At 44.0% G+C, this 19,437-nt stretch carries 16 protein-coding genes and 2 pseudogenes; 5 read left to right on the top strand and 13 right to left on the bottom strand.

The genetic code is table 11. The annotated features are described in order from the left end of the window. Nucleotides 1-666: 666 nt before the first annotated feature. The gene (locus tag ACBP55_RS05425) at nt 667-759 is read right to left on the bottom strand and encodes a YjcZ family sporulation protein (RefSeq protein WP_464650315.1); all 93 of its coding nucleotides are present in this window, start codon (nt 757-759) and stop codon (nt 667-669) included. 226 nt (nt 760-985) lie between these two features. On the opposite strand from ACBP55_RS05425, the gene ACBP55_RS05420 reads away from it, so the two are divergent. Next, nucleotides 986-1,324: a hypothetical protein gene (locus tag ACBP55_RS05420; RefSeq protein ID WP_464650313.1), complete on the top strand. Its 339-nt coding sequence runs from the start codon at nt 986-988 to the stop codon at nt 1,322-1,324. Nucleotides 1,325-1,747: 423 nt separating this feature from the next. Here ACBP55_RS05420 and ACBP55_RS05415 read toward each other — a convergent pair whose 3' ends face one another. The 8 genes and pseudogenes from ACBP55_RS05415 to ACBP55_RS05380 form a co-directional block, all read right to left on the bottom strand. Beyond that, on the bottom strand, nt 1,748-2,554 hold the full coding sequence (locus ACBP55_RS05415) for a response regulator transcription factor (RefSeq protein ID WP_029197469.1): 807 nt from the start codon (nt 2,552-2,554) through the stop codon (nt 1,748-1,750). Then, complete coding sequence (locus ACBP55_RS05410) at nt 2,547-4,406, bottom strand: sensor histidine kinase (RefSeq protein ID WP_464650310.1); 1,860 nt, start codon at nt 4,404-4,406, stop codon at nt 2,547-2,549. The genes ACBP55_RS05415 and ACBP55_RS05410 overlap by 8 nt, the downstream gene beginning before the upstream one ends. Before the next feature lie 77 nt (nt 4,407-4,483). After that, complete coding sequence (locus tag ACBP55_RS05405) at nt 4,484-6,118, bottom strand: extracellular solute-binding protein (RefSeq protein ID WP_464650308.1); 1,635 nt, start codon at nt 6,116-6,118, stop codon at nt 4,484-4,486. Nucleotides 6,119-6,187: 69 nt separating this feature from the next. Beyond that, complete coding sequence (locus ACBP55_RS05400; protein ID WP_029197466.1) at nt 6,188-7,063, bottom strand: carbohydrate ABC transporter permease; 876 nt, start codon at nt 7,061-7,063, stop codon at nt 6,188-6,190. A gap of 17 nt (nt 7,064-7,080) precedes the next feature. Next, complete coding sequence (locus tag ACBP55_RS05395; RefSeq protein WP_464650306.1) at nt 7,081-8,031, bottom strand: ABC transporter permease; 951 nt, start codon at nt 8,029-8,031, stop codon at nt 7,081-7,083. A gap of 282 nt (nt 8,032-8,313) precedes the next feature. Next, nucleotides 8,314-8,928: an ATP-binding protein gene (locus tag ACBP55_RS05390; protein WP_464650304.1), complete on the bottom strand. Its 615-nt coding sequence runs from the start codon at nt 8,926-8,928 to the stop codon at nt 8,314-8,316. Continuing rightward, nucleotides 8,843-9,367, bottom strand: coding sequence for a PAS domain S-box protein (locus ACBP55_RS05385; protein ID WP_464653237.1), 525 nt, complete (start codon nt 9,365-9,367; stop codon nt 8,843-8,845). Before ACBP55_RS05385 ends, ACBP55_RS05390 begins: the two co-directional genes overlap by 86 nt. A gap of 192 nt (nt 9,368-9,559) precedes the next feature. Continuing rightward, nucleotides 9,560-9,835, bottom strand: a pseudogene (locus ACBP55_RS05380) (LytS/YhcK type 5TM receptor domain-containing protein); the annotation flags it as partial. A gap of 813 nt (nt 9,836-10,648) precedes the next feature. On the opposite strand from ACBP55_RS05380, the gene ACBP55_RS05375 reads away from it, so the two are divergent. The 4 genes from ACBP55_RS05375 (at nt 10,649) to ACBP55_RS05360 (ending at nt 15,523) form a co-directional block, all read left to right on the top strand. Further along, nucleotides 10,649-11,680 (top strand): FUSC family protein, encoded by a 1,032-nt coding sequence (locus ACBP55_RS05375; protein ID WP_464650302.1) that lies wholly within the window; start codon nt 10,649-10,651, stop codon nt 11,678-11,680. A 191-nt stretch (nt 11,681-11,871) separates the two neighbouring features. Then, a complete protein-coding gene (locus ACBP55_RS05370; protein ID WP_464650301.1) occupies nt 11,872-14,199 on the top strand; it encodes a xanthine dehydrogenase family protein molybdopterin-binding subunit in 2,328 nt (775 codons plus the stop codon). Next, nucleotides 14,186-15,019 carry an FAD binding domain-containing protein gene (locus tag ACBP55_RS05365; RefSeq protein WP_464650299.1) on the top strand — a complete coding sequence of 278 codons (834 nt, stop codon included), beginning with the start codon at nt 14,186-14,188 and terminating at the stop codon, nt 15,017-15,019. The genes ACBP55_RS05370 and ACBP55_RS05365 overlap by 14 nt, the downstream gene beginning before the upstream one ends. A gap of 3 nt (nt 15,020-15,022) precedes the next feature. Next, complete coding sequence (locus tag ACBP55_RS05360) at nt 15,023-15,523, top strand: (2Fe-2S)-binding protein (protein ID WP_464650297.1); 501 nt, start codon at nt 15,023-15,025, stop codon at nt 15,521-15,523. A 262-nt stretch (nt 15,524-15,785) separates the two neighbouring features. On the opposite strand, the gene ACBP55_RS05355 is transcribed toward ACBP55_RS05360, so the two are convergent. The 4 genes and pseudogenes from ACBP55_RS05355 to ACBP55_RS05340 form a co-directional block, all read right to left on the bottom strand. Then, complete coding sequence (locus ACBP55_RS05355) at nt 15,786-16,298, bottom strand: DUF1003 domain-containing protein (RefSeq protein WP_464650295.1); 513 nt, start codon at nt 16,296-16,298, stop codon at nt 15,786-15,788. Nucleotides 16,299-16,996: 698 nt separating this feature from the next. Continuing rightward, nucleotides 16,997-17,339: pseudogene (ytxJ, locus tag ACBP55_RS05350) on the bottom strand (bacillithiol system redox-active protein YtxJ). Nucleotides 17,340-17,387: 48 nt separating this feature from the next. Beyond that, a complete protein-coding gene (trxB, locus tag ACBP55_RS05345) occupies nt 17,388-18,338 on the bottom strand; it encodes a thioredoxin-disulfide reductase (RefSeq protein ID WP_464650294.1) in 951 nt (316 codons plus the stop codon). A 181-nt stretch (nt 18,339-18,519) separates the two neighbouring features. Then, nucleotides 18,520-19,404 carry a LysR family transcriptional regulator gene (locus tag ACBP55_RS05340; protein WP_464650292.1) on the bottom strand — a complete coding sequence of 295 codons (885 nt, stop codon included), beginning with the start codon at nt 19,402-19,404 and terminating at the stop codon, nt 18,520-18,522. Nucleotides 19,405-19,437: the final 33 nt, after the last annotated feature.

Below are 19,437 nucleotides of genomic sequence, written 5' to 3'. Positions count from 1 at the left end.
GCCAAAAGTAGCTCTATGACACGGAAATAGGATAAATTGTTGTACAGCGTACAACATCTGGAGCTTTCATAGAAAAAATCAAGCAAATTGTTGCACGAAGTACAACTTCGCGAATCCTGGGCGCGATTGAATACGGGCATCCGTCATAACCAGTTCGTAGTTAGATGTAAACTAGGCTTGTCGGATTCAGCAAAACCTGGTCTATACTGAATTATGGGGTACCCAAAAACATAGCCGTAAGGAAATCCCAGATACATTGGTGTGATCATAGGATAGGGTGCATAAGAATGGCTGAGAATAGGGCCAAAGAATTGCGTTCCTGGATAAAAGCTTTGGTTGTTAATTTGGAGACCCGTTATTCCAGGTGGCCATATGGTTCCAATATTCCCAATTGCCTCTGGTCGCCCAAATTTCATTTCTTTTTCAATGTTTTCCATTAGCATTCAGTCGCTCACCCAACTTATATGATGGTATGATGCTAGCATATGCTTGATTAGGTGATACAGTTCCTATAAGCTCATTATCTCATCCTCACAGAATCGGTTTCCTTTCGTTGAACAATGTGAAAAAACGGACCTATCGCATCATTTCGCGAAAGGCCCGTTTTTATTTTCTCGATTTTTCTCGATATTCTCGGTATTGGATTAAGGAATATTAAATTGAATATTAAATTACGAAAGCGGTTGTGATGATGACTAAAAGAATAAAAAGAACCAAGATAAATGCTACGTTACGTCCATGACCATATTCTGCGCTCATGTTTACTCATTCCTCTCGGTGATTTTTCTTCACTACGTTATATCTATACGTTCGGTACATCGTGCTTGATTGGACGTTTGTCACGGGGTGGCAAATGAACTTGAGAGTGAAATGGCTGCCAAATTGGGCAGTATTGAAAAGGCTTGAAAGGTCATATATCCAATCACCTAATAACTACAGACATATGATAAAACTAGATTTTATCTTAAAGGAGGTATGAAGGCAGGTGGAGAGAATATTTCCGATTTGTGAGGCAAATTGTAGGCCTTACCTAGGAAGTCCAATTTGTGCAGTTTTGCATGATGGAACGCATTATTACGGGACTATTGAGGGTATTGATGGTAATCAATTGATTATTAACGGCTATAGGGGAGAACCGGGTGAAGTTGGCATATACGGTTTGAACAAAAATCCGGCCGGCAAAAAACAGTCCGGCAAAAAAGCCAAGCAAGTAAAAACATCCGCTTTTTTTCCTGGTTTCGGTTTTGAAAGATTCTTCTTTCCATTTGCAGCACTGGCTTTTTTATTTGCCTTTCCGTTTTTCGGGTTCCCGTTTTTCTTTTAATTCAATAAGTAAGTAAATGTTAAGCAAGGATAAACGACTCCGTCGTCCTTCAGGGACGAGCGCGTTTGTCAAGGTAGATGCGAAGCAAAAGTATAAAACTTATACTTTCCTATCTACTAAACAAAAAAAGACGGCGGCCATTGCTGGCTTCCGTCTTTTCTTTTAAGGAATATTAAATTACAAATGCTGTTGTGATGATAACCAAAAGAATAAAAAGAACCAAAATAAATGCTACGTTGCGCCCAGTACCATAACCTTCACCATAACCTACGCTCATGTATACTCATTCCCTTCTGTAATTTTTCACTACCGTATAATTATACGTACGGTACATAAGGTATGCTTGTATACATGCCACGGAGGCAACCGCCATTTGTTTGGTACGAAGAAAAGACCGACTACTCAAAGGAGCCTTCCCTCCTGCTACAGAAACTTGTTGCGATACTCAGTCGGTGTCAATCCGTACTGCTTCTTGAAGCTCTCCCGGAAATGATCCTGATCGGTATATCCAATCCTATCGCAGATTTCGTATATTTTTATGGTAGGATCCTTCAGCAATCGCGCCGCCTCCTCCATACGGAGACGAATAATGGCGTGGTTGATCGTCACTCCGGTTACTTCTTTAAACAGTAAATTCAAATATTTATCACTTAATCCGACTGCAGCCGCTACATCTGACAGCGTCAGTTCCTTGCGCGTGTATCCTTCCTTCACAACCTGCATCGCCTGCTCAACCAGCTTCTTCTTTTTCAAGCTTCCGGTCCATTCCACATGAGGCAGCGCTTCCGTCAAATTCGGAAGTTTTTCCTTGACGGCTTGTTCCGCGATCGTCAATGCGTGACGCTCTTCCCGTTCTTTGGACAGTACTTCTACTGCATTCACAAGCACTTTTTCAATTGCCTCAGGGTCGATCGGTTTCAGTACATAATCCAGCACTTGAAGCTTAATCGCCTGCCGAGCATGCTCAAATTCATTCAGCCCTGATAAAATGATACAGCGGATATCCGGTTTACGAGATTTTACGGCTTCTATCAACTCTAATCCATTCATCTTTGGCATCCCAATATCGGTCAGGAGAAGGTCCGGTTCCTCGTGCTCTAGCCAGTCTAGTACCTCTTCCCCATTCTCAACGGCCCCAAGCAGAACGATACCTAATGCCTGCCAATTGATAGCGTTCACCAAAGTTTCACGAACAATTTTCACATCTTCCGCAATCAGCAGCTTAAACATGCGCAGCATCCTTTCTGGCTGCCGGCCGCTCCGGGCGATAAGGCATAACGACTTCGACGCTGGTACCCGTACCCTCGCCCACTTCCACATAACGCAAACCATACCCCTCCCCGTCATGCAGTTGTATTCTCCGGTGAACATTCAATGTGCCATAGCCGCTTCCTGCTTCATTCGATTCATTAGTATCTAGCACAGGCGGCTGCCTAAGCATACGATTCATCTTATCCGCATCACAGCCACGACCGTTGTCTTCGACACGGAGTACAAGTCCCTCCCGCTCCAATCTAGCAGAAATAGCGATCCGGCAGCCGGACTTGCGATCTGCAAACCCGTGAATGATAGCGTTTTCCGCGAGCGGCTGCAAAATAAGATGCACGATCGTTGCCGATAATAGATCGCCCGGTATTTGTATATCCACGTGCAAATCATTCATCATCATCTTTTGAATATGGAGATAGGCCTCGACCTGCTTCATCTCTTCTTCCAGTGAAATCCAGGTTTGACCCCGATTCAGACCGTAACGAAATACGTTGGCAAGGGAACGAACGATCTGACTCGTCTCCCGATCTCCTGTCATAATGGCTCGGCAGTTAATCAAATCCAAGGTGTTATATAAGAAATGGGGATTAATCTGAGCATGCAACAGCTCCAATTGAAGCTGGCGGCGTTCAATCTCTTCGGTAAAAGATTTCTCGATCAGACTATGAATGGTGACGAGCATAGACGCGAACTTCTGGTTCAGCTCATCGACTTCATAGATCCCCGTGTTTAGATAAGGAAGCGCTTCTTTAAACTCCACCACTTCCGGACGTTGGATCGCGGTAACCAGCTTGGTGATGGGAACAGTGACCCGCACGACAATTCTTCGGAGCCAGAAGCCTGCAATGAGTAAGGCCGCCGCTGCTGTCGCAGCGCCAAATGCCGATATGGCAAAGGTGTACCGGCTGAAATGGCTCTCTGGAACTACCGCAAGCAGCTTCCACCCGTTATCCAAGGTCTCAAACATAACCCGATGATTCTCACCGTCGATCTTCGTAATGATCGAACCCTTGGCATCAGCAAGTGCACGGACATATTGAAGCTCACTCGCGTCATCGAGAAAATTATAGCGTTCACTGTAAATGACCCGGTCCGATTCATCCAGAAGCAAATGAAAGCCTTCATCAAGCCGCGCATTGTTGAAGATTCCTCTAATGCTGCCCGTATCTGCGCCTACGATGACCATACCTACGCTTCGACCGTCTTTGAGGCTCGTTTTTTTACGCGCTGAATAGATCATAGCCGTATCTGCATCTGACTTCTGGCTCCACCATACGATCTGTCGTTCCCCGCGGTTCAGGCTTTGAAACCACTTTTGATTCTGCAAATCATTATTCTTATAAATCCCCGTTATCGGGGAAAAATGTTCCGTAGCCATGGCGTAAAGTCCGCTGCCCGGTTCTAGCGCGACAGAAACGACATACGATTGCTGTACAACATTGCCTGATCCGAAGTCATTTAGAAGAGACAATAGAGAGAGATTTTGCAAATTTGCTTCCAACGTATAGAAATCACTAACAGCCTCGAAGGGCATCTGATACGTGCTCATGAGCAGATTTTCAATCGATTGATTACTCATCAGGAAAGCAGCTACATTGTTCATTGTGTTAAGCTGATATTCCATATTACGGTAAACAAATTTGGTTGATTGCTCTGCCATCTTCAGTGTATGGTCGTTCTGTACCCGGATGAGGATGTAACTGGCCGCCGTGGCAAATAGGGCGATGAAGGTCACAATCAACACGAAAATGGGAAGACTGAGCCGAGACAATAACCCTGAATGACCGCTGCGTTTCTTGAAGCGAATCGCCATGAATGACACCCTCCTTCTCCGGTATGATGGCAAAAGCCCCCTCATCAGCAGGTGCCGAACGAGGGGCTCTCCAAAACTTATTTACCTGATTTCTTTTTGAAGGAAGCTTCCAGCTCGGTAAGAATCTGAGTGCCGCCTTGTGATTTCCATTTCTCTGCGAATTCATCGAATTTCTTGATGTCTGCGCCCATAATAATTTGTGTAAAGACAGAATCGCGCAGGGTGTTCAGCTCCACGAGCTTGGTGATTTTCGTCGGAGAATCCAAGTAATTGGAAGCATCTGTAATCTGGAATTTATTGTTAATGGCAACATCCAACGCCTGCGAATGGCGCAGTGGCAGTGATTCCAGATAACGTGGCCAGCCTTTCAAGCCAGGAGCAAACAGGTAGCTTTGAATACCCCGGAAGTTCCCATTCTTATCCTGCTGCGTCTTAGGATCGATCAGATCGGTAACTACCTTCATCTTCCCATTGTCGATCTTGTAATCTTCCCCTTCAATACCCCATACAGTGAGCATTTGATTCTCAAGCGACAAGGAATTCTCAATGATGGCCAGCACCTTTTTCGGATCTTTCGTCTTCGCGCTGATCGCGTTCATTTGGCCGAATGGAGCGCCTGCTGGAGCTACCGCTTTGCCATCTGGACCGACAAGCGAGCTGTTCAAAGACAAGTATTTGAACGGTACATTGGACTGATCTGGTAACTTGCCGTCAGAAGCCAATTTACCGCTTTTCTTAAGCTCGTTAGTTTCCACTTGCGTGTCATAATCATTCGGTGTGGACCACCAGCCCATCCAGGAGAACAGTTTTCCGCTGTAAAGCTTCGCACGCAGCTGCTCTTCCTTGATCGTGGCGAACTCTTTATCGATAAGTCCCTCTGCGTACATTTTTTGCAAATACTGCAGGGCCTCTTTCATTTTCGGATCAATATCATAATTGCTGAATTTACCGTCTTTCTCCGTGAAATAACCCGGTGTTATGCCAAATGCGCCAAAAATATGATCAAATGAATTGTTCGCATATTTCTGCTGACCAATCTGTGCCGTATAGCCGCCGAGCGGGATGACATCCGGTTTCTCTGCTTTTACTTTTTTGAGCAAATTGTAGTACTCATCCAGTGTTTTTGGGACTTGAGCGCCCATTCCCTCCACGTAGTCCTTGCGCAGCACCACATTCCAGCGATAGCCCGCCCCTGGTCCTCCTTGATAAGGAATACCATAAATTTTACCGTTTACTTTCGCTTGTTCGAATACCTCCTTGGGCACTTCCTTGAGGATATTCGGTGTATCTTTCTCATTAATGAGACTCGTCAGATCGACGAAAGCGCCTTGCTGAGCATACTTTTGGAAATCGTCAGCGAAATCAATACGTACGACATCGGGAATATCCCCGCTGGACATTTTGAGATTAAGCTTCGTTTTATACTGCTGAACGTCCACCATCTCCGGCGTGATTTTGATATTCAGCTTTTTCTCTACGGCTTGCTTCACGGCATCCTTCGAAGGATCATAAGGCTTGGATATATCTTGGGCCTTCAGCCATTTTAGTTCATAAGGCTCCTCTACTTTCGGTGCCGCCGATGCCGTATTTGCGGAAGACGCTGGAGTAGTCGGTGACGGATCACCCGTTTTACTGCAGCCTGCGAGGGTTACGGTTCCGGCTAATAGGGCAGCAAGTGCGCTGTACGACCAAACTTTCAATTGATTTGACATGACAAATCGACCTCCTTGAATTATATTTTATTTTTGCCCCAATGGGAATGAAGCCGACAAACAAATTAACTAGCCTTTAACAGATCCGATCAACATCCCCTGCTCGAAATGCTTTTGAATAAAAGGGTAAATAATGAGCATCGGCAGGGCCACGATCACAATCGCTGCCATCTGGATGCCGATCGTCGGCGGAGGCGTAGAGCCTGCCGCTTCAAGCAGCTCCGGCGGAAGGCTGGAACTGGCAATGATGGTGCGGAGGATAAGCTGCACAGGCGCTTTGTGCCAATCCGTCACATAGAGCATGGCGTTGAAGAAATCATTCCAATAAACGACCAAGTACAAGAGTCCGATCGTTGCGATAACCGGTTTGGATAGCGGCAGCACAATCTGCCACAGGATTCTGAACTCCGAGGCGCCGTCAATGGAAGCCGATTCACGCAGGCTCTCGGGAATGCTTTCGAAGAACGATTTCATAATAATCATATTGAAAGCGCTGTAGGCCATGACCAGAATAAGCACATAGTTCGTGTTTAACAAACCTAACTGCTTAATGGTGATATAGGTAGGAATCATCCCGCCTTTGAACAGCATGGTGAATACGAAGATGAGCATGAAGATTCGCCTGCCGGGCAGTTTTTTCTCTGCAAGTGCGTAGGCGGCTGTTGTTGTCAGAAACAAGGCGAGCAGAACGCCCCCCGCTGTGTTGCGGATCGTATTGCCGTAGGCTGTGAAGATCAGCGAGCCTTCTTTTAACAAATACGTATAGTACTCAAAACTGAGCGAGCTCGGAAACAAAATCAGGCCGTTCTTCTCGCTGAAAATATGATACGGTGTCACGGAAACCGAAATCACGTACCAAAAAGGAATTACAATAATAATCGTCATTACCGTCAGAACCAAATAGTTCGTAGTGACAAAGGCACTCTCGCCTTTCGTTAGCTTCATCGCATTCTTCCCCTTTGTCAGAAAATACCGGAATCATTGATCCGCTTGGCAATTTGATTGGCAACCAGCATCATCACTAGTCCAATAAAACCCTTGATCACGTCCGCTGCGGCAGCAAGGCTCAAATTAAATTGCTCGATGCCTACACGGTAAATGTACGTATCCAGAATATCTCCGACTTCAAAGACCATCGGATTGTACAAGTTGATGACCTGATCCAGCCCTGCGCTCATGATATATCCGACTCTCAGGATGAAGATGACGATAATGGTCCCGGTAATTCCCGGTAAAGTTACGTGCACAATTCGCTGAAAACGCGTTGCTCCATCCACAATGGCGGCTTCATATACCTCTGGGTTCAGCCCAGCGATCGCAGCCATATAGATGATGGCCGCCCATCCCATCTCCTTCATCGCATCCGTGACGACCAGAATGGTCCGGAAGTAAGCGGGTTCGACGAGCAGATAGGCCGGATCGCCGCCAAAAAACGCTATGATCTTGTTAATGACCCCAGTTTCCGGCGAAAGGAGCAGCGTGATGATCCCTCCATAGACGACCCAAGATACAAACCTCGGCAAGTAGACGGCTGTTTGGAGCGACTTTTTGAACCATACCACGCGTATTTCATTAAGTGCAAGCGCTAACAAAATGGGGCAAAGAAAACCGCTGATCATTTTATACAAGCTAATAAGCAGCGTATTCTTGAAGGCATTCAGGAACATCTCCGATTCGAACAGCATCCGGAAATATTTGAATCCGACCCACTGGCTTCCAGAGAAACCCTGGATAGCGTTGTAATCCATGAAGGCAATAGTTATCCCGTAAAGTGGGAGATAATCAAAAATGAAAACCCATGCTAATGCGGGAACCAGCAGAACATAGAGCAGCTTGTATTTCCAAATCCTCCTTATCTGCCTATGTAACGGCGGCTCTTTTGTATCGGTGATCTTGGCGGTCACCAGTTCCATCCCGCTTCCCTCCTGTCCGATCTCTATATCTAGCCTCTCTCGATAAAGAAAGTGTTTACATGTATTAGCTTATCGGAAATCGGCTAGCCGGAAAACAGGAGTGGAGGACAATAATACAGGGGAAAAGTCTTAAAAAGTCGGATTAAAACCCGGAAGCAAGGAGCGAATCTCAATGATGGTAGAAAAAGTGAAACCTGCCGGTAGCTGAAAAGGCTGCCGATCAATTTACTGTCGGCAGCCTTCTCCTGATGCTTATTAAACTATTGTCTTCGATATCAATCATCATTTTGTCATGGGCAGCCTGATCTCTATCAAGGTCCCTTCATTAACCCTGCTCTTATACGTAATATTGCCTTGGTGTTGTTTAATAATCCTATGACAGATCATGAGACCGAGTCCTGTTCCCTTTTCTTTCAAACTATAAAAAGGCTGACCCAATCGAGGCAGCAGTTCCTCAGGGATCCCGCAACCTTGATCTTTTATAGAAATCATACATACATCATCTGATTCTTTTCTCAAACTGATGTCGATCTCCCCGCCACTTGGCATTGACTCTATGGCATTCTTTAAAATATTCAGAAACACTTGCTTTAATTGATTTTTTTCGCATGTAATGGGGAATTTGGATTCTTCATAATTACGTTTAAATTCAATATTGTTCAGCAGGGTCTGAGGAGACAGAAATTCGAGCGTATATTCAATCAATTCCTGTATATCCGTGCGGGCAAGCTGAACAGCTTGAGGCTTTGCCAAAGAAAGAAGTTCACTAGTAATGGTTTCAATGCGTTCAAGTTCACTGAGGAGCAAATCACTAAACTTTATCAAATGATTCTCCCTTTTGTAAACCTGAAGAAATCCTTTTATGGTTGTGAGGGGATTTCGAATTTCGTGTGCCACTCCTGCGGCCAGTCTCCCCGACAACGGACAGCTTCTCAGATTGCAAAAGAATTTCTTCCGCTTTTTTGCGTTCGGAGATATCCCGGCTGATAATGACGATATGCTTGATCGTACCTTCTTCTCCCTTAACTGACCGAAGGCGGGACTCTAATTCGATCCAACTGCCTTCTTTATGTTTGAATCGGATCTCCATCGAGTGGGATTCCTTATCTTCGAACATCTTCTTTATCGTACTCTTAAAACTCCACACATCGTCTGGATGTATCAGCATACATAATTCAATACCTTCCAATTCAAAGCCTTTATATCCCAAAACGAGCTCGTGAGAAGGTGAAAAGTAACTAGCCGAATGATCCTTATCCATCACCATGATCAGGTCGGACGTATTCTCAGCGATTAGCCGGTATTTCGATTCACTTGCTTCTAGTGTCTTCTCCATAAGGTTTTTTTCTGTAATGATTCTACGAAGCCTCTCATTGGATTCAATGAGTAAGCCCCCAAAGATTACTCCTAACATTACAAACAATAAATACTGAATGTGAAAGAGTGGCCGGTTTACTAAAATATGAAATGAAAATACCGTAATTAAATAGAGAACAATATATGTTCCAAAAAAAGTCGCGATTTTTTTAAGAGGTGTGAATCGTGAACAATATACATGTAAGACAGAGAAAACACTCATGATTAATGTCCACCCAATGATGGCAGGAACCCAATTGCCGCTTGAAAATAGTCTAGTCATCAGGGAAAATAAACCTGTAATTAATCCAGATACCGGTCCAAGATAGGCAAAAACCAGAATTACGGGGGCATATCTGATGTCATAAGAATAACCTTGTTGCTTAACCGACAAAATAACTAGGATTACGGAAACAAGCCCGGCATATACGCCTGCCCAGATGTGCATTTGCTTAAGTGGCTGATGATTAATGAAAGAACGGATAACTAAGGGCGTACTAACTAAGAGTGAAAATATGGAGAGATTAACAATGTAGTCATAAAGAATCATTATACCCTCACCCGCATATTAGTTTTTATCATGAATATTCATATCTATCATAAACCATGGTGATGAGTATTTCTATAAAGGCCCAGAAAAAAGCGTTCACCAAGTAGAGTGAACGCTTAATTACTTCAAAACTTTTGATATCGGTAGACTCTTTTGGATTAGGCATTTGAAGAATTTTACAAAGGCAACTATGAGCAAAGAAAACGCGATGAATCATATTAAATACTGAAGAACATGAGGAGGTTATATCATCGATTCCGAAAAAATACACCGACATTTCCTTGCTCAACAATCGTAAATCCATGTTGGAGCAAACATAATACAGCATCTTTGACTGGGGCACCTACTTTAATAAATCTCTGGCAAGGTTTTGCACTTCCGATAATCCGGAATCTGCCGATATTCGCAAAATTTTTTTTAGATCGAACAATAATTACGACATCTGGAAAGCAGGCCACGATATCAACTCCTACGAAGGGATATCATATGGTATTCATCTTCGCATTATAGCTCTTGGGCAAATACTAAGGACTTGAGGAGGTAAACGGTGGGAGATTACTTTGAATGTAAACTCAAAACTAACAATGCGGAAGAAACGTCAGTGACGACCGTCTGGAGATAATAAGTTTTGAAGCCATGGGGCACAATAATTCGGGCACCGGAAAACCAACAAAATAAGTAAAAGCAAATAAGAAGAAGGATACAATTTGAATGAACCTTCGAATAAAGTCTTTTATACAAGATACAGGATTGATATGGAAAACCCCGCTAGCTGCTGCACTCTCATGGGAGTTAGCTAAATGGGCAGGATCGAAGCATCCATATCTGGCTCCGCTTACAGTGATACTATGCATTCAGATAACAGTTAGCAAATCCATTCAATTTGCTTGGCAGCGCATTTTGGGTACGATTCTCGGCGTTGCACTAACTTCCTCATTCGTATCTTTTTTAGGGTTAACTGGCTGGAGTATTGGACTTATGATCCTTTTGGGATCGGTTTTCGTCAAGTTATTGAAGTTGGATAATGTCGTTATGAGTCAAGTTACTCTTAGCATTCTGTTAGTGATGTACTTTCAAAGTCAAATGCCTACTTATCCTTTTGATCGCATTCGTGATACCGTTATCGGAGCTGCAGTTGCTTTACTCATCCAAATATTATTATTCCCACCCGATTCCGTTAAGAAAGCTAAAAACCTTATGAGTAAATTTGCGGACCATTTAACTACATATTTTTTCAAGACTGCTCAATGGGTTGAAGCCGGTTGCTCCTCGATGGAATCACGGGACATGGAAAAAGAAATTCAACAGTTATTCCAAGAACTGCATCAAGCCACGACTGAAATGGATAAGGCGAATCAAAGTCTAAGTTATCATCTTTTCGCTTCAGAAAAACGTGATACTCTTAAGCGACAAACTCAGCATTTGCAACAACTCCGGCTAGGCTTTGCCAATCTCTCAGATATGATCCGGATATTTACTGAATGGTCCGAAAGTAAGCACTGGAGGGCGGAGGATCAACAGATTTGGGCAGATCATTTATATACGATTGCCTTATATGTGAAAGAATGGAATTCACATCTCGATAACCTAACCAATTCCAACCTCACTTTTAGTACTCCTGTCCTTAATATCAAAACACCTTTCACTCTAGAGAAATATCAGTACCCTCTTGCTTTGTATAATAATGCTAACCAGATTATTCAAGATTTCCAAAAGATAAGTTTAACGAAAAGCTCCCGTTAAAGGCCAGATATTCCTTACACAAGGAATATCTGGCTTATTTCTTTTTTTGAAACACAAGTAGAGTGAACAGGATTAGCAACAGGATTGATAAGGTCTTTTATTTATGGCTGGATTAATATGGATCATAGATCAGTAATATATATGGACTATAGGAGAAAATGCGAAATAATCATTAGTTGGAGGAGGGGACTATGGACGAAAGATCAATTGGAAAAAGCACGATGAGGAAGGAATCTTGGGAAAAGGTAACCGGAACAGCCCAATATACGGATGACTTCTTGAAAATTGGATTACTACACGCCAAATTAGCGGTCAGTCCTCACGCCCATGCAAAAATCATATCCATTGATTCGTCGGAGGCCAGGAAAGTTCCAGGTGTGAAAGCAGTCTTTATAGGTAAAGATCATCCAATTCTAACGGGTTCACCTTTAGAAGACCGCCCTCCCCTTGCCATTGATAAAGTCAGATATTATGGTGAACCAGTTGCAATCGTCGTTGCGGAACAAGAACACGCGGCTGAGATGGCAGCACTGCTAATCAAAGTGGATTATGAGCTATTACCTGTCCTCCTCTCCCCAATGGAAGCCTATCAACAAGGTGCTCCTCTCCTTCATGAGCATCTTGCCACTTACAAACGCCACGAAGAGGTCTACCCGGAGCCTGGAACTAACATTGCAAATCGAACCAAAATACGCAAAGGGAATATGAAGGAAGGTTGGGAAAATAGTGATCATATCATTGATGTTCACGTTACCTTACCGCAGTCAGACCATGCCGCTGTGGAAACACGGTGCTGTACAGCGGAAATTGGGCCTGATGGAAAAGTGATTATCTCTTCCGCTTCACAATCCCCCTATGTCATTCGAAGATCAATCAGTCATTCTTTTCACATTCCTCTTCAAAAAGTTATCGTTCATACACCTTTGGTCGGAGGATCGTTCGGTGGAAAAGCCGCCATTCAGTTGGAATTTCTCGCCTATTTGGCTTCCAGTGCCGTTGGAGGAAAAACCGTTAAACTCGTTAATTCCAGAGAACAGGATATGATTTCTTCACCCGTTCATATTGGACTAGACGCTAAAATTAGACTTGGTTGTACAAACGAAGGGAAACTCAAGGCGGCAGAAATTCTATATTTGTATGACAGTGGAGCCTATTCGGATCGGGGAGCAGTGATGAGTCGCGCGGGAGCTACCGATTGTACGGGGCCTTATCGAATTGATAATGTTCAATGCGACTCTTTATGTATGTATACAAACCATCCATACGCTACGTCATTTCGTGGATTCGGTCATCCGGAGTTAACATTTGCGATGGAAAGAAGCATGGATGTATTGGCGGAACGATTGGATATGGATCCTTTGGAGCTTCGTTTCATAAACGCTATCGGAATAGGGGATACCACGCCGACACAAACCATTCTGAACAGAAGCAACTTGGGCAATTTGCCCATGTGCATTGCAAAATTGAAATCTTTAATTCACTGGGATAACTCGCCCATAATAAAGCATGAAGGTCACTTCATCAAGGCGAAAGGAGTGAGCTGCTTCTGGAAAAATTCAAGTACACCGACAGATGCAGGTGCTGGGGCTATTATTATGTTTAATCCCGACGGAAGTGTCAATCTGCTTTGTGGAGCCGTGGAAATCGGTCAAGGTACGAGGACCGCGCTTACTCAAATTTTGTCCGAACGGTTAAGCATGGATGATCGGATGATACACATTTCCATGGATGTGAATACCGAAATTGATCCCCAACATTGGAAAACCGTGGCGAGCAGAAGCACATTTTTGGTTGGCAATGCTGTTCTTGCGGCAGCTGAGGATGCCATCATACAGCTAAAAGATATAGCATCTCAAGTACTAGAATGCTCTCCGGACGAGTTGGATGTTGGTAAGGGAAGAGTATTCTTCAAAAATGGTTCCGACATCGGGTTAGACGTTGAAAAAATCGCCAATGGATATAAATTCCCTGATGGCCACACGATAGGTGGACAGGTAATCGGACGCGGGAGTTACGCCATGCGAAATTTAACGTTGCTGGATCCGGAAACTGGTAAAGGAAACCCCGGTCCCGAGTGGACGGTAGGCGCTCAGGCAGTTGAAGTAGAATTGGACACGAGAGAGTATACTTATAAAATCATGAATGCGGCAACTGTCATCGACGCTGGTAAGGTAATCAATCCAGAATTCGCCCGGAGCCAAATCACTGGCGGTATGAGCATAGGCCTGAGTCTAGCCAGTCGGGAAGTATTTCTTAGTAATGATAGCGGGGCCATATTAAATCCGCAACTACGGACATACAAGTTGATTCGCTATGGGGAGCAGCCGAAGTACTTCGTTGATTTTGTCGAGACTCCTCATTTAGAAGCGCCTTACGGATTGCGTGGAATAGGCGAACATGGTGTGATTGGAATGCCTGCCGCATTGGCGAACAGCTTGTCGACTGCCATCGGTGTAGGACTTAATCAATTACCTCTAACGCCCGAAGTGATCTGGAGGACGATCCATGATTCCTTTTGACTTTGAGTATTATAAACCTGCTTCAGTTCAGAAGGCCGTGGAATTATTTCAGTATCTGCAAACACAGGGGAAAAATCCTCTGTATTATTCCGGTGGAACAGAAGTTATTACATTTGCCCGTAGAAACTTCATTCATCCAAGAGCAGTTGTCGATTTGAAGGCCATTCCGGAGAGCAACGTTATTGAATTACAAAAAGATAGTCTTGTTATCGGATCTTGCGTCTCGTTATCGAGTTTATCCGCATCGAATCTGTTCCCGTTACTGAGCGAAGCCGCCCAAGGAGTCGCGGATCAAACTGCCCGGAATAAAATTACGCTCGGAGGGAACATTTGCGGCGAAATCTATTATCGGGAGGCTGTACTCCCGCTGTTGTTGGCAGATAGCCGTATGGTTATAGCAGGACCAGAAGGGTTTAAAGTGACTAATATACATCATGTATTCTCACAACGGATGAGATTGGAGAAGAATGAATTTCTATTACAAACGATCACAGATCGTGAATATTTAACTTTGCCATATATTCATTTAAAAAAAAGGCAAATCGGCAACGTAGGCTATCCTCTCGTTTCCGTGGCTGCGTTAAAAAAGGAAAAACAGATTCGTATAGCATTTAGCGGCGTTTGCGCATTCCCTTTTCGATCTATTGAAATCGAACAAATAGTAAACAACTCAAGATTGTCCTTAGCAGAAAGAATTGATCAGATCATCTGGAACCTTCCGGCTCCCGTTTTAAATAATACGGAAGGCTCTGCCGATTATCGAACTTTTGTGCTCAAGAATACGTTATTCGAAACAGTAAAAAAGTTGGAAGGGAGGTAAAGTATGACACTACAGGAATCAAGTATGTATCCAGTGAAATTTCAAATTAACGGAGAAAGAAAGACAATACAGGCACGAGGTGCAGATACATTGCTGCATGTACTTCGAGAAGGTCTCGGTTTAACGGGGAGTAAATCCGGTTGTGACAATGGCGATTGTGGATCTTGTACAATATTGATTAACGATCTCCCAATGAAAGCCTGCCTCATACTCGCAGTGGAAGCGGAAGGGCAGCATATAACAACGATTGAGGGATTGAAACATTCTCCTGTACAACAGGCCTTTGTTCAAAAGCAGGCGTTCCAATGCGGGTACTGCACTCCCGGGTTTATTATGAACTGTCATGGTTTGGCGAATTTACATCCAAATGCAAACGAGGAAATGGTTCAGTTATGGCTTGAGTCCAACATTTGCAGGTGCACGTCTTATGTAGAAATTCATGAAGTAATGAAAACGATCTTTGCTTTTGATAGTCGTATAGAACCAAAATCGTTTGGGGATTGAAGAAAATACTTCATCATTTGTGTGGATACCTATGTCAAATTCCTATTTTGAAGGATTTACAACGATAAATGGCATGCATCCACATACTCATCATTATAATGGAACCACGGGAAATGAAGTTGACTAGACTGTCAGGAAGGTGGCAAAACTAGAATATTCATCTATAATCGATGAATGTTTTAAAAGAAAATGTATGTAAGAGAACTTTCCTATGTTTATTCCTACATGAAGGTAAAGTTCTCTTTGGGTTTTTTAGGATCTTTTATTTCCCCTGTAAAAGCTTTTTAATCTCCGTCAAATCTTCTTTCACTTCATTCCTAAATTCAGCAAAATCTGCCTCAAGTCTATGCAGATGACCCTGCATATCATCAATTTCTTGCTCCGCTTTATAATTGATTGCAAAATCAATTATAGCTTCTTGTTTATCTCTTGCTGACTGTCTATTCTGACTCATCATGATAATTGGAGCTTGGAATCCAGCAAGAAAGGATAATAAAAGATTTAACAAAATAAAAGGCGGTTCATCAAAATGAATAACCTTAGTGATCGCCAATGTGTTTAAGATAACCCACGCTACCAAAAATACAACGAAAATATTAATAAATTTCCAGCTTCCAACAAACTCCGCTACACTATCGGCAAGTTTATCTGACCATTTTGTTGATTTTTCATAATCTTCGTTTAAATGTTCATGTATATTGCTTTGAAAATTTTCAACCAATTGTTGAATTCGTCCTGCGTAATCCTTTAAATCCTTTGTGTTTTCCTTCTCCATGTTATCACCGTTCCCATTTGAATTTGTCCATGCAAATCACTCATATCCCCCTACCCATTCCAAAAGGATATTATCAACAATAGTTTACCACAATCTATTCCACTATCCTGCCCGTTTAGTTCAATCGCCGCGAGGGCCATCACATTACATACCCGCCTGACAAAGAATCGTTCATTCAGTTAATCCCCCACCCCACCCAGCTAAAAAAACCTGAGGCTCTGCCTCAGGTCCTTTGTGTGCTAATCCATATGTTTGAGCTTGGGGAGGGAATTGGATATAGGGCTCCAACCGCCCATATCCGCTCCATGATCATCTTCTTTTCTCTGCAGACCGATTTTGGAAGCTGTCGCAGAGCTAACGAACCGTGCACACGCAATTGTCCTCATCATGCGCATACTCGAATGGCTAACGAATCGCAGCCTCGTTACGTTAGCGAAAAAGCGTGATTTGGGGCTGTCTTTCCTGCAATAGCGTTTTCTCGATTCGTTAGACTATCAAAAGCCCGCTTTTGGGCTTCATAACGTTTTCTGAGTTCGTTAGCGTTTGTCCACAATGAATCGACAGCCGACTTTGCACAATTGCAGAAGTTTTTGAATGGCCACCTTAGAAAGGGGATACCCTTAAGCTCTACCTCGAAACTTATACTTTCTATTATGTTAAAAAAAGCGTTCACCCAGAAGAGTGAACACCTAACTGCTTCAAAACTTTAACACCGCTGTCATATGCTCGTTCGTAATCGCCCAATGGGATGTCGTCCAGTATTTCTCTTTATTTTCCACATAAATGATTTGTGGTGATTCGTGCTTAACTCCCAGATCTTCGGCAATCTGATTGGAAATAGGGCGGGATTCAATGACTTTTACCAACAAATATTCAACATCTCTGTTTGGATCAGCCGCTAAGTACTGCTTGATTTCATTCATCGCGTTAGCGCTAACCGGACATGTAGTGCTATGTTTGAATATAACTTGTCCCCGTTCAGACTGATTGCTCCAACACATCTTTCCATTCGTCCAACGTCGCGATTTCTTTCCATTGCATGGATAAAGTCACTCCTTTTCTTTGTCATAAGATAGATCGTTAGTACCGTTACATGGATTGGATCTTTTCATGTACCGCCTCATGCTCCAGGAACTTCTCGCAGTCGATTGCAGCCATACAACCGCTGCCTGCAGCCGTTATGGCTTGGCGATACTTGTGGTCCTGCACGTCCCCGCAGGCGAATACGCCGGGAATATTCGTTTCGGAACTTCCAGCAGTCACAACGATGTACCCAAGTTCGTCTATCTCCAGTTGGTCATTCAAAAAACCGGTGTTCGGTGTATGGCCAATCGCTACGAAAATACCGTCAGTTTCGATGACTTCTTCAGCACCGGACGCAATATCTTTCACCTTTAGCCCGGTCACTCCTTTGTTATCGGAGACGACCTCAAGCGGCGTCTTGTCCAAGCTCCATGTAATTTTACTATTGCTGCGGGCGCGATCCTGCATGATTTTCGAGGCGCGCAACTCGCTACGGCGATGTACAACTTGAACTTCTGAGGCGAAGCGCGTCAGGAAATTCGCTTCTTCTATGGCAGAGTCGCCGCCGCCGACAACGATGATTTTCTTGCCGCGGTAGAAGAAACCGTCGCATGTTGCACAGGTGCTTACACCGCGGCCGATGTTTTCCTTCTCGCGCGGAATACCAAGCAATCTGGCCGATGCCCCGGTGGAAATGATCAACGTCTCCGCCATCAGCTCTCCAACGCCTTCCGCCTTCAGCTTAAACGGTCTTTGCGACAAATCGAGTTCGTTTACCCAACCTGTGCGAAACTCGGCGCCGAAGCGTTCCGCCTGCTTGCGCATGTTGTCCATCAGTTCCGGACCCATGATTCCATCTGGAAATCCGGGAAAATTCTCAACTTCCGTCGTCGTCGTCAGCTGCCCGCCCGGCTCCGGTCCTTCAATCACCAGCGGGTTCATGTTAGCTCTCGCCAAATAAATCGCCGCCGTCAAACCGGACGGCCCTGTTCCAATAATGATCGATTTATATGCCATTGTCGTCTCCTCCTTATTTCGCAATTGTCTTTATTCAAGTATTCAATTGAATAATAGACTCCATTTATTTCATTGTCAATACTTAGAAAAACACGAAATGAGGGAATGCCATTATAGAGAAAAACAAAAAACCCTTCGGTATCTGCCGAAGGATTGGATCTGTTACTATTCCTTGAATGGGTTACTCCTGTTTGGATATCGCCCCAAAATATTCGACAACGACCTCACGGAATTCCAGAGCAGCCCGCGAGATGTACCGACTTTTGTGCCGTAATAAAGCAATCTCCCGTACCAATTCGTGTTCCTCTATTTGGAGATAGTGGATATGTTCCCGTGAATTCATTGCCGTGCTTGGTATGAAGGCAATGCCAATTTCGGCTTCCACTAGAGCGCTTAGCCTGGCAGGCTCGTTTCCCTCATACACATAGTTAGGTGCAAATCCAGCCGATTTACATACGGAATCTACTAAATCGCGAGTACTGTAGCCTCTCTTTACTCCGACGAACCATTCATCCTTAAGTTCTGTCAAGGTTACGCTGCTTCGGTCTGCCAGCCGATGCCCCTTTGGAACAGCTACAAGGATGGGGTCGATAAACACGATTTGACATTCAATGTCATCCCCTTGTATGGGAGGTGAGGACAAGCAGAAATCGACCTCTCCTCTATGAAGAAGCGTAACCATTTCCTGAGTGCTCAGCATTTGTACATGAAATTGAATATGGGGATGCTTTTTCCGAAACTCTCGAAGGATATTTGGCAACGTGCTTGCGTTGGTCACCGCCAATTCGATTATGCCATGTTCCGGGCTGGACAAATCGCTAATCTCTTGCTTCCCCTGTTCCAATTCAAACAAAGCCCTTTCCGCACGGCGAAGGAATCTGCTTCCGAACTCATTCAATCGCAGTTTCCTCCCAGTTCGATCGAATAGAGGAACCCCTAGATCCTCTTCCAGGCGTTGAATCGTTTTGCTTAGTGAAGATTGCGTAACATGCAGACTTCGTGCAGCTTCGGTCACATGTTCCAATCGAGCTACCGCGAGAAAGTATTGCAGTTGTAGTAGTTCCATTTCATCCCCTCGATTCATTCCTTCAAGTCAATG

The sequence above is a fragment of the Paenibacillus sp. WG02 genome, from assembly GCF_055396115.1.
The sequence above is the reverse complement of the archived record's forward strand: the minus strand, read 5'-3'. Positions and strand labels throughout refer to the sequence as shown.

Bases quoted from the DNA above. Each gene is read 5' to 3' on its own strand.
- ACBP55_RS05425 (WP_464650315.1), bottom strand. From the start codon at position 759: ATGAGCGCAGAATATGGTCATGGACGTAACGTAGCATTTATCTTGGTT.
- ACBP55_RS05340 (WP_464650292.1), bottom strand. From the start codon at position 19,404: ATGGAACTACTACAACTGCAATACTTTCTCGCGGTAGCTCGATTGGAA.
- ACBP55_RS05415 (WP_029197469.1), bottom strand. From the start codon at position 2,554: ATGTTTAAGCTGCTGATTGCGGAAGATGTGAAAATTGTTCGTGAAACT.
- ACBP55_RS05365 (WP_464650299.1), top strand. From the start codon at position 14,186: ATGATTCCTTTTGACTTTGAGTATTATAAACCTGCTTCAGTTCAGAAG.
- ACBP55_RS05385 (WP_464653237.1), bottom strand. From the start codon at position 9,367: ATGGAGAAGACACTAGAAGCAAGTGAATCGAAATACCGGCTAATCGCT.
- ACBP55_RS05410 (WP_464650310.1), bottom strand. From the start codon at position 4,406: ATGGCGATTCGCTTCAAGAAACGCAGCGGTCATTCAGGGTTATTGTCT.
- ACBP55_RS05370 (WP_464650301.1), top strand. From the start codon at position 11,872: ATGGACGAAAGATCAATTGGAAAAAGCACGATGAGGAAGGAATCTTGG.
- ACBP55_RS05355 (WP_464650295.1), bottom strand. From the start codon at position 16,298: ATGGAGAAGGAAAACACAAAGGATTTAAAGGATTACGCAGGACGAATT.
- ACBP55_RS05360 (WP_464650297.1), top strand. From the start codon at position 15,023: ATGACACTACAGGAATCAAGTATGTATCCAGTGAAATTTCAAATTAAC.
- trxB (WP_464650294.1), bottom strand. From the start codon at position 18,338: ATGGCATATAAATCGATCATTATTGGAACAGGGCCGTCCGGTTTGACG.
- ACBP55_RS05405 (WP_464650308.1), bottom strand. From the start codon at position 6,118: ATGTCAAATCAATTGAAAGTTTGGTCGTACAGCGCACTTGCTGCCCTA.
- ACBP55_RS05400 (WP_029197466.1), bottom strand. From the start codon at position 7,063: ATGAAGCTAACGAAAGGCGAGAGTGCCTTTGTCACTACGAACTATTTG.
- ACBP55_RS05395 (WP_464650306.1), bottom strand. From the start codon at position 8,031: ATGGAACTGGTGACCGCCAAGATCACCGATACAAAAGAGCCGCCGTTA.
- ACBP55_RS05375 (WP_464650302.1), top strand. From the start codon at position 10,649: ATGAACCTTCGAATAAAGTCTTTTATACAAGATACAGGATTGATATGG.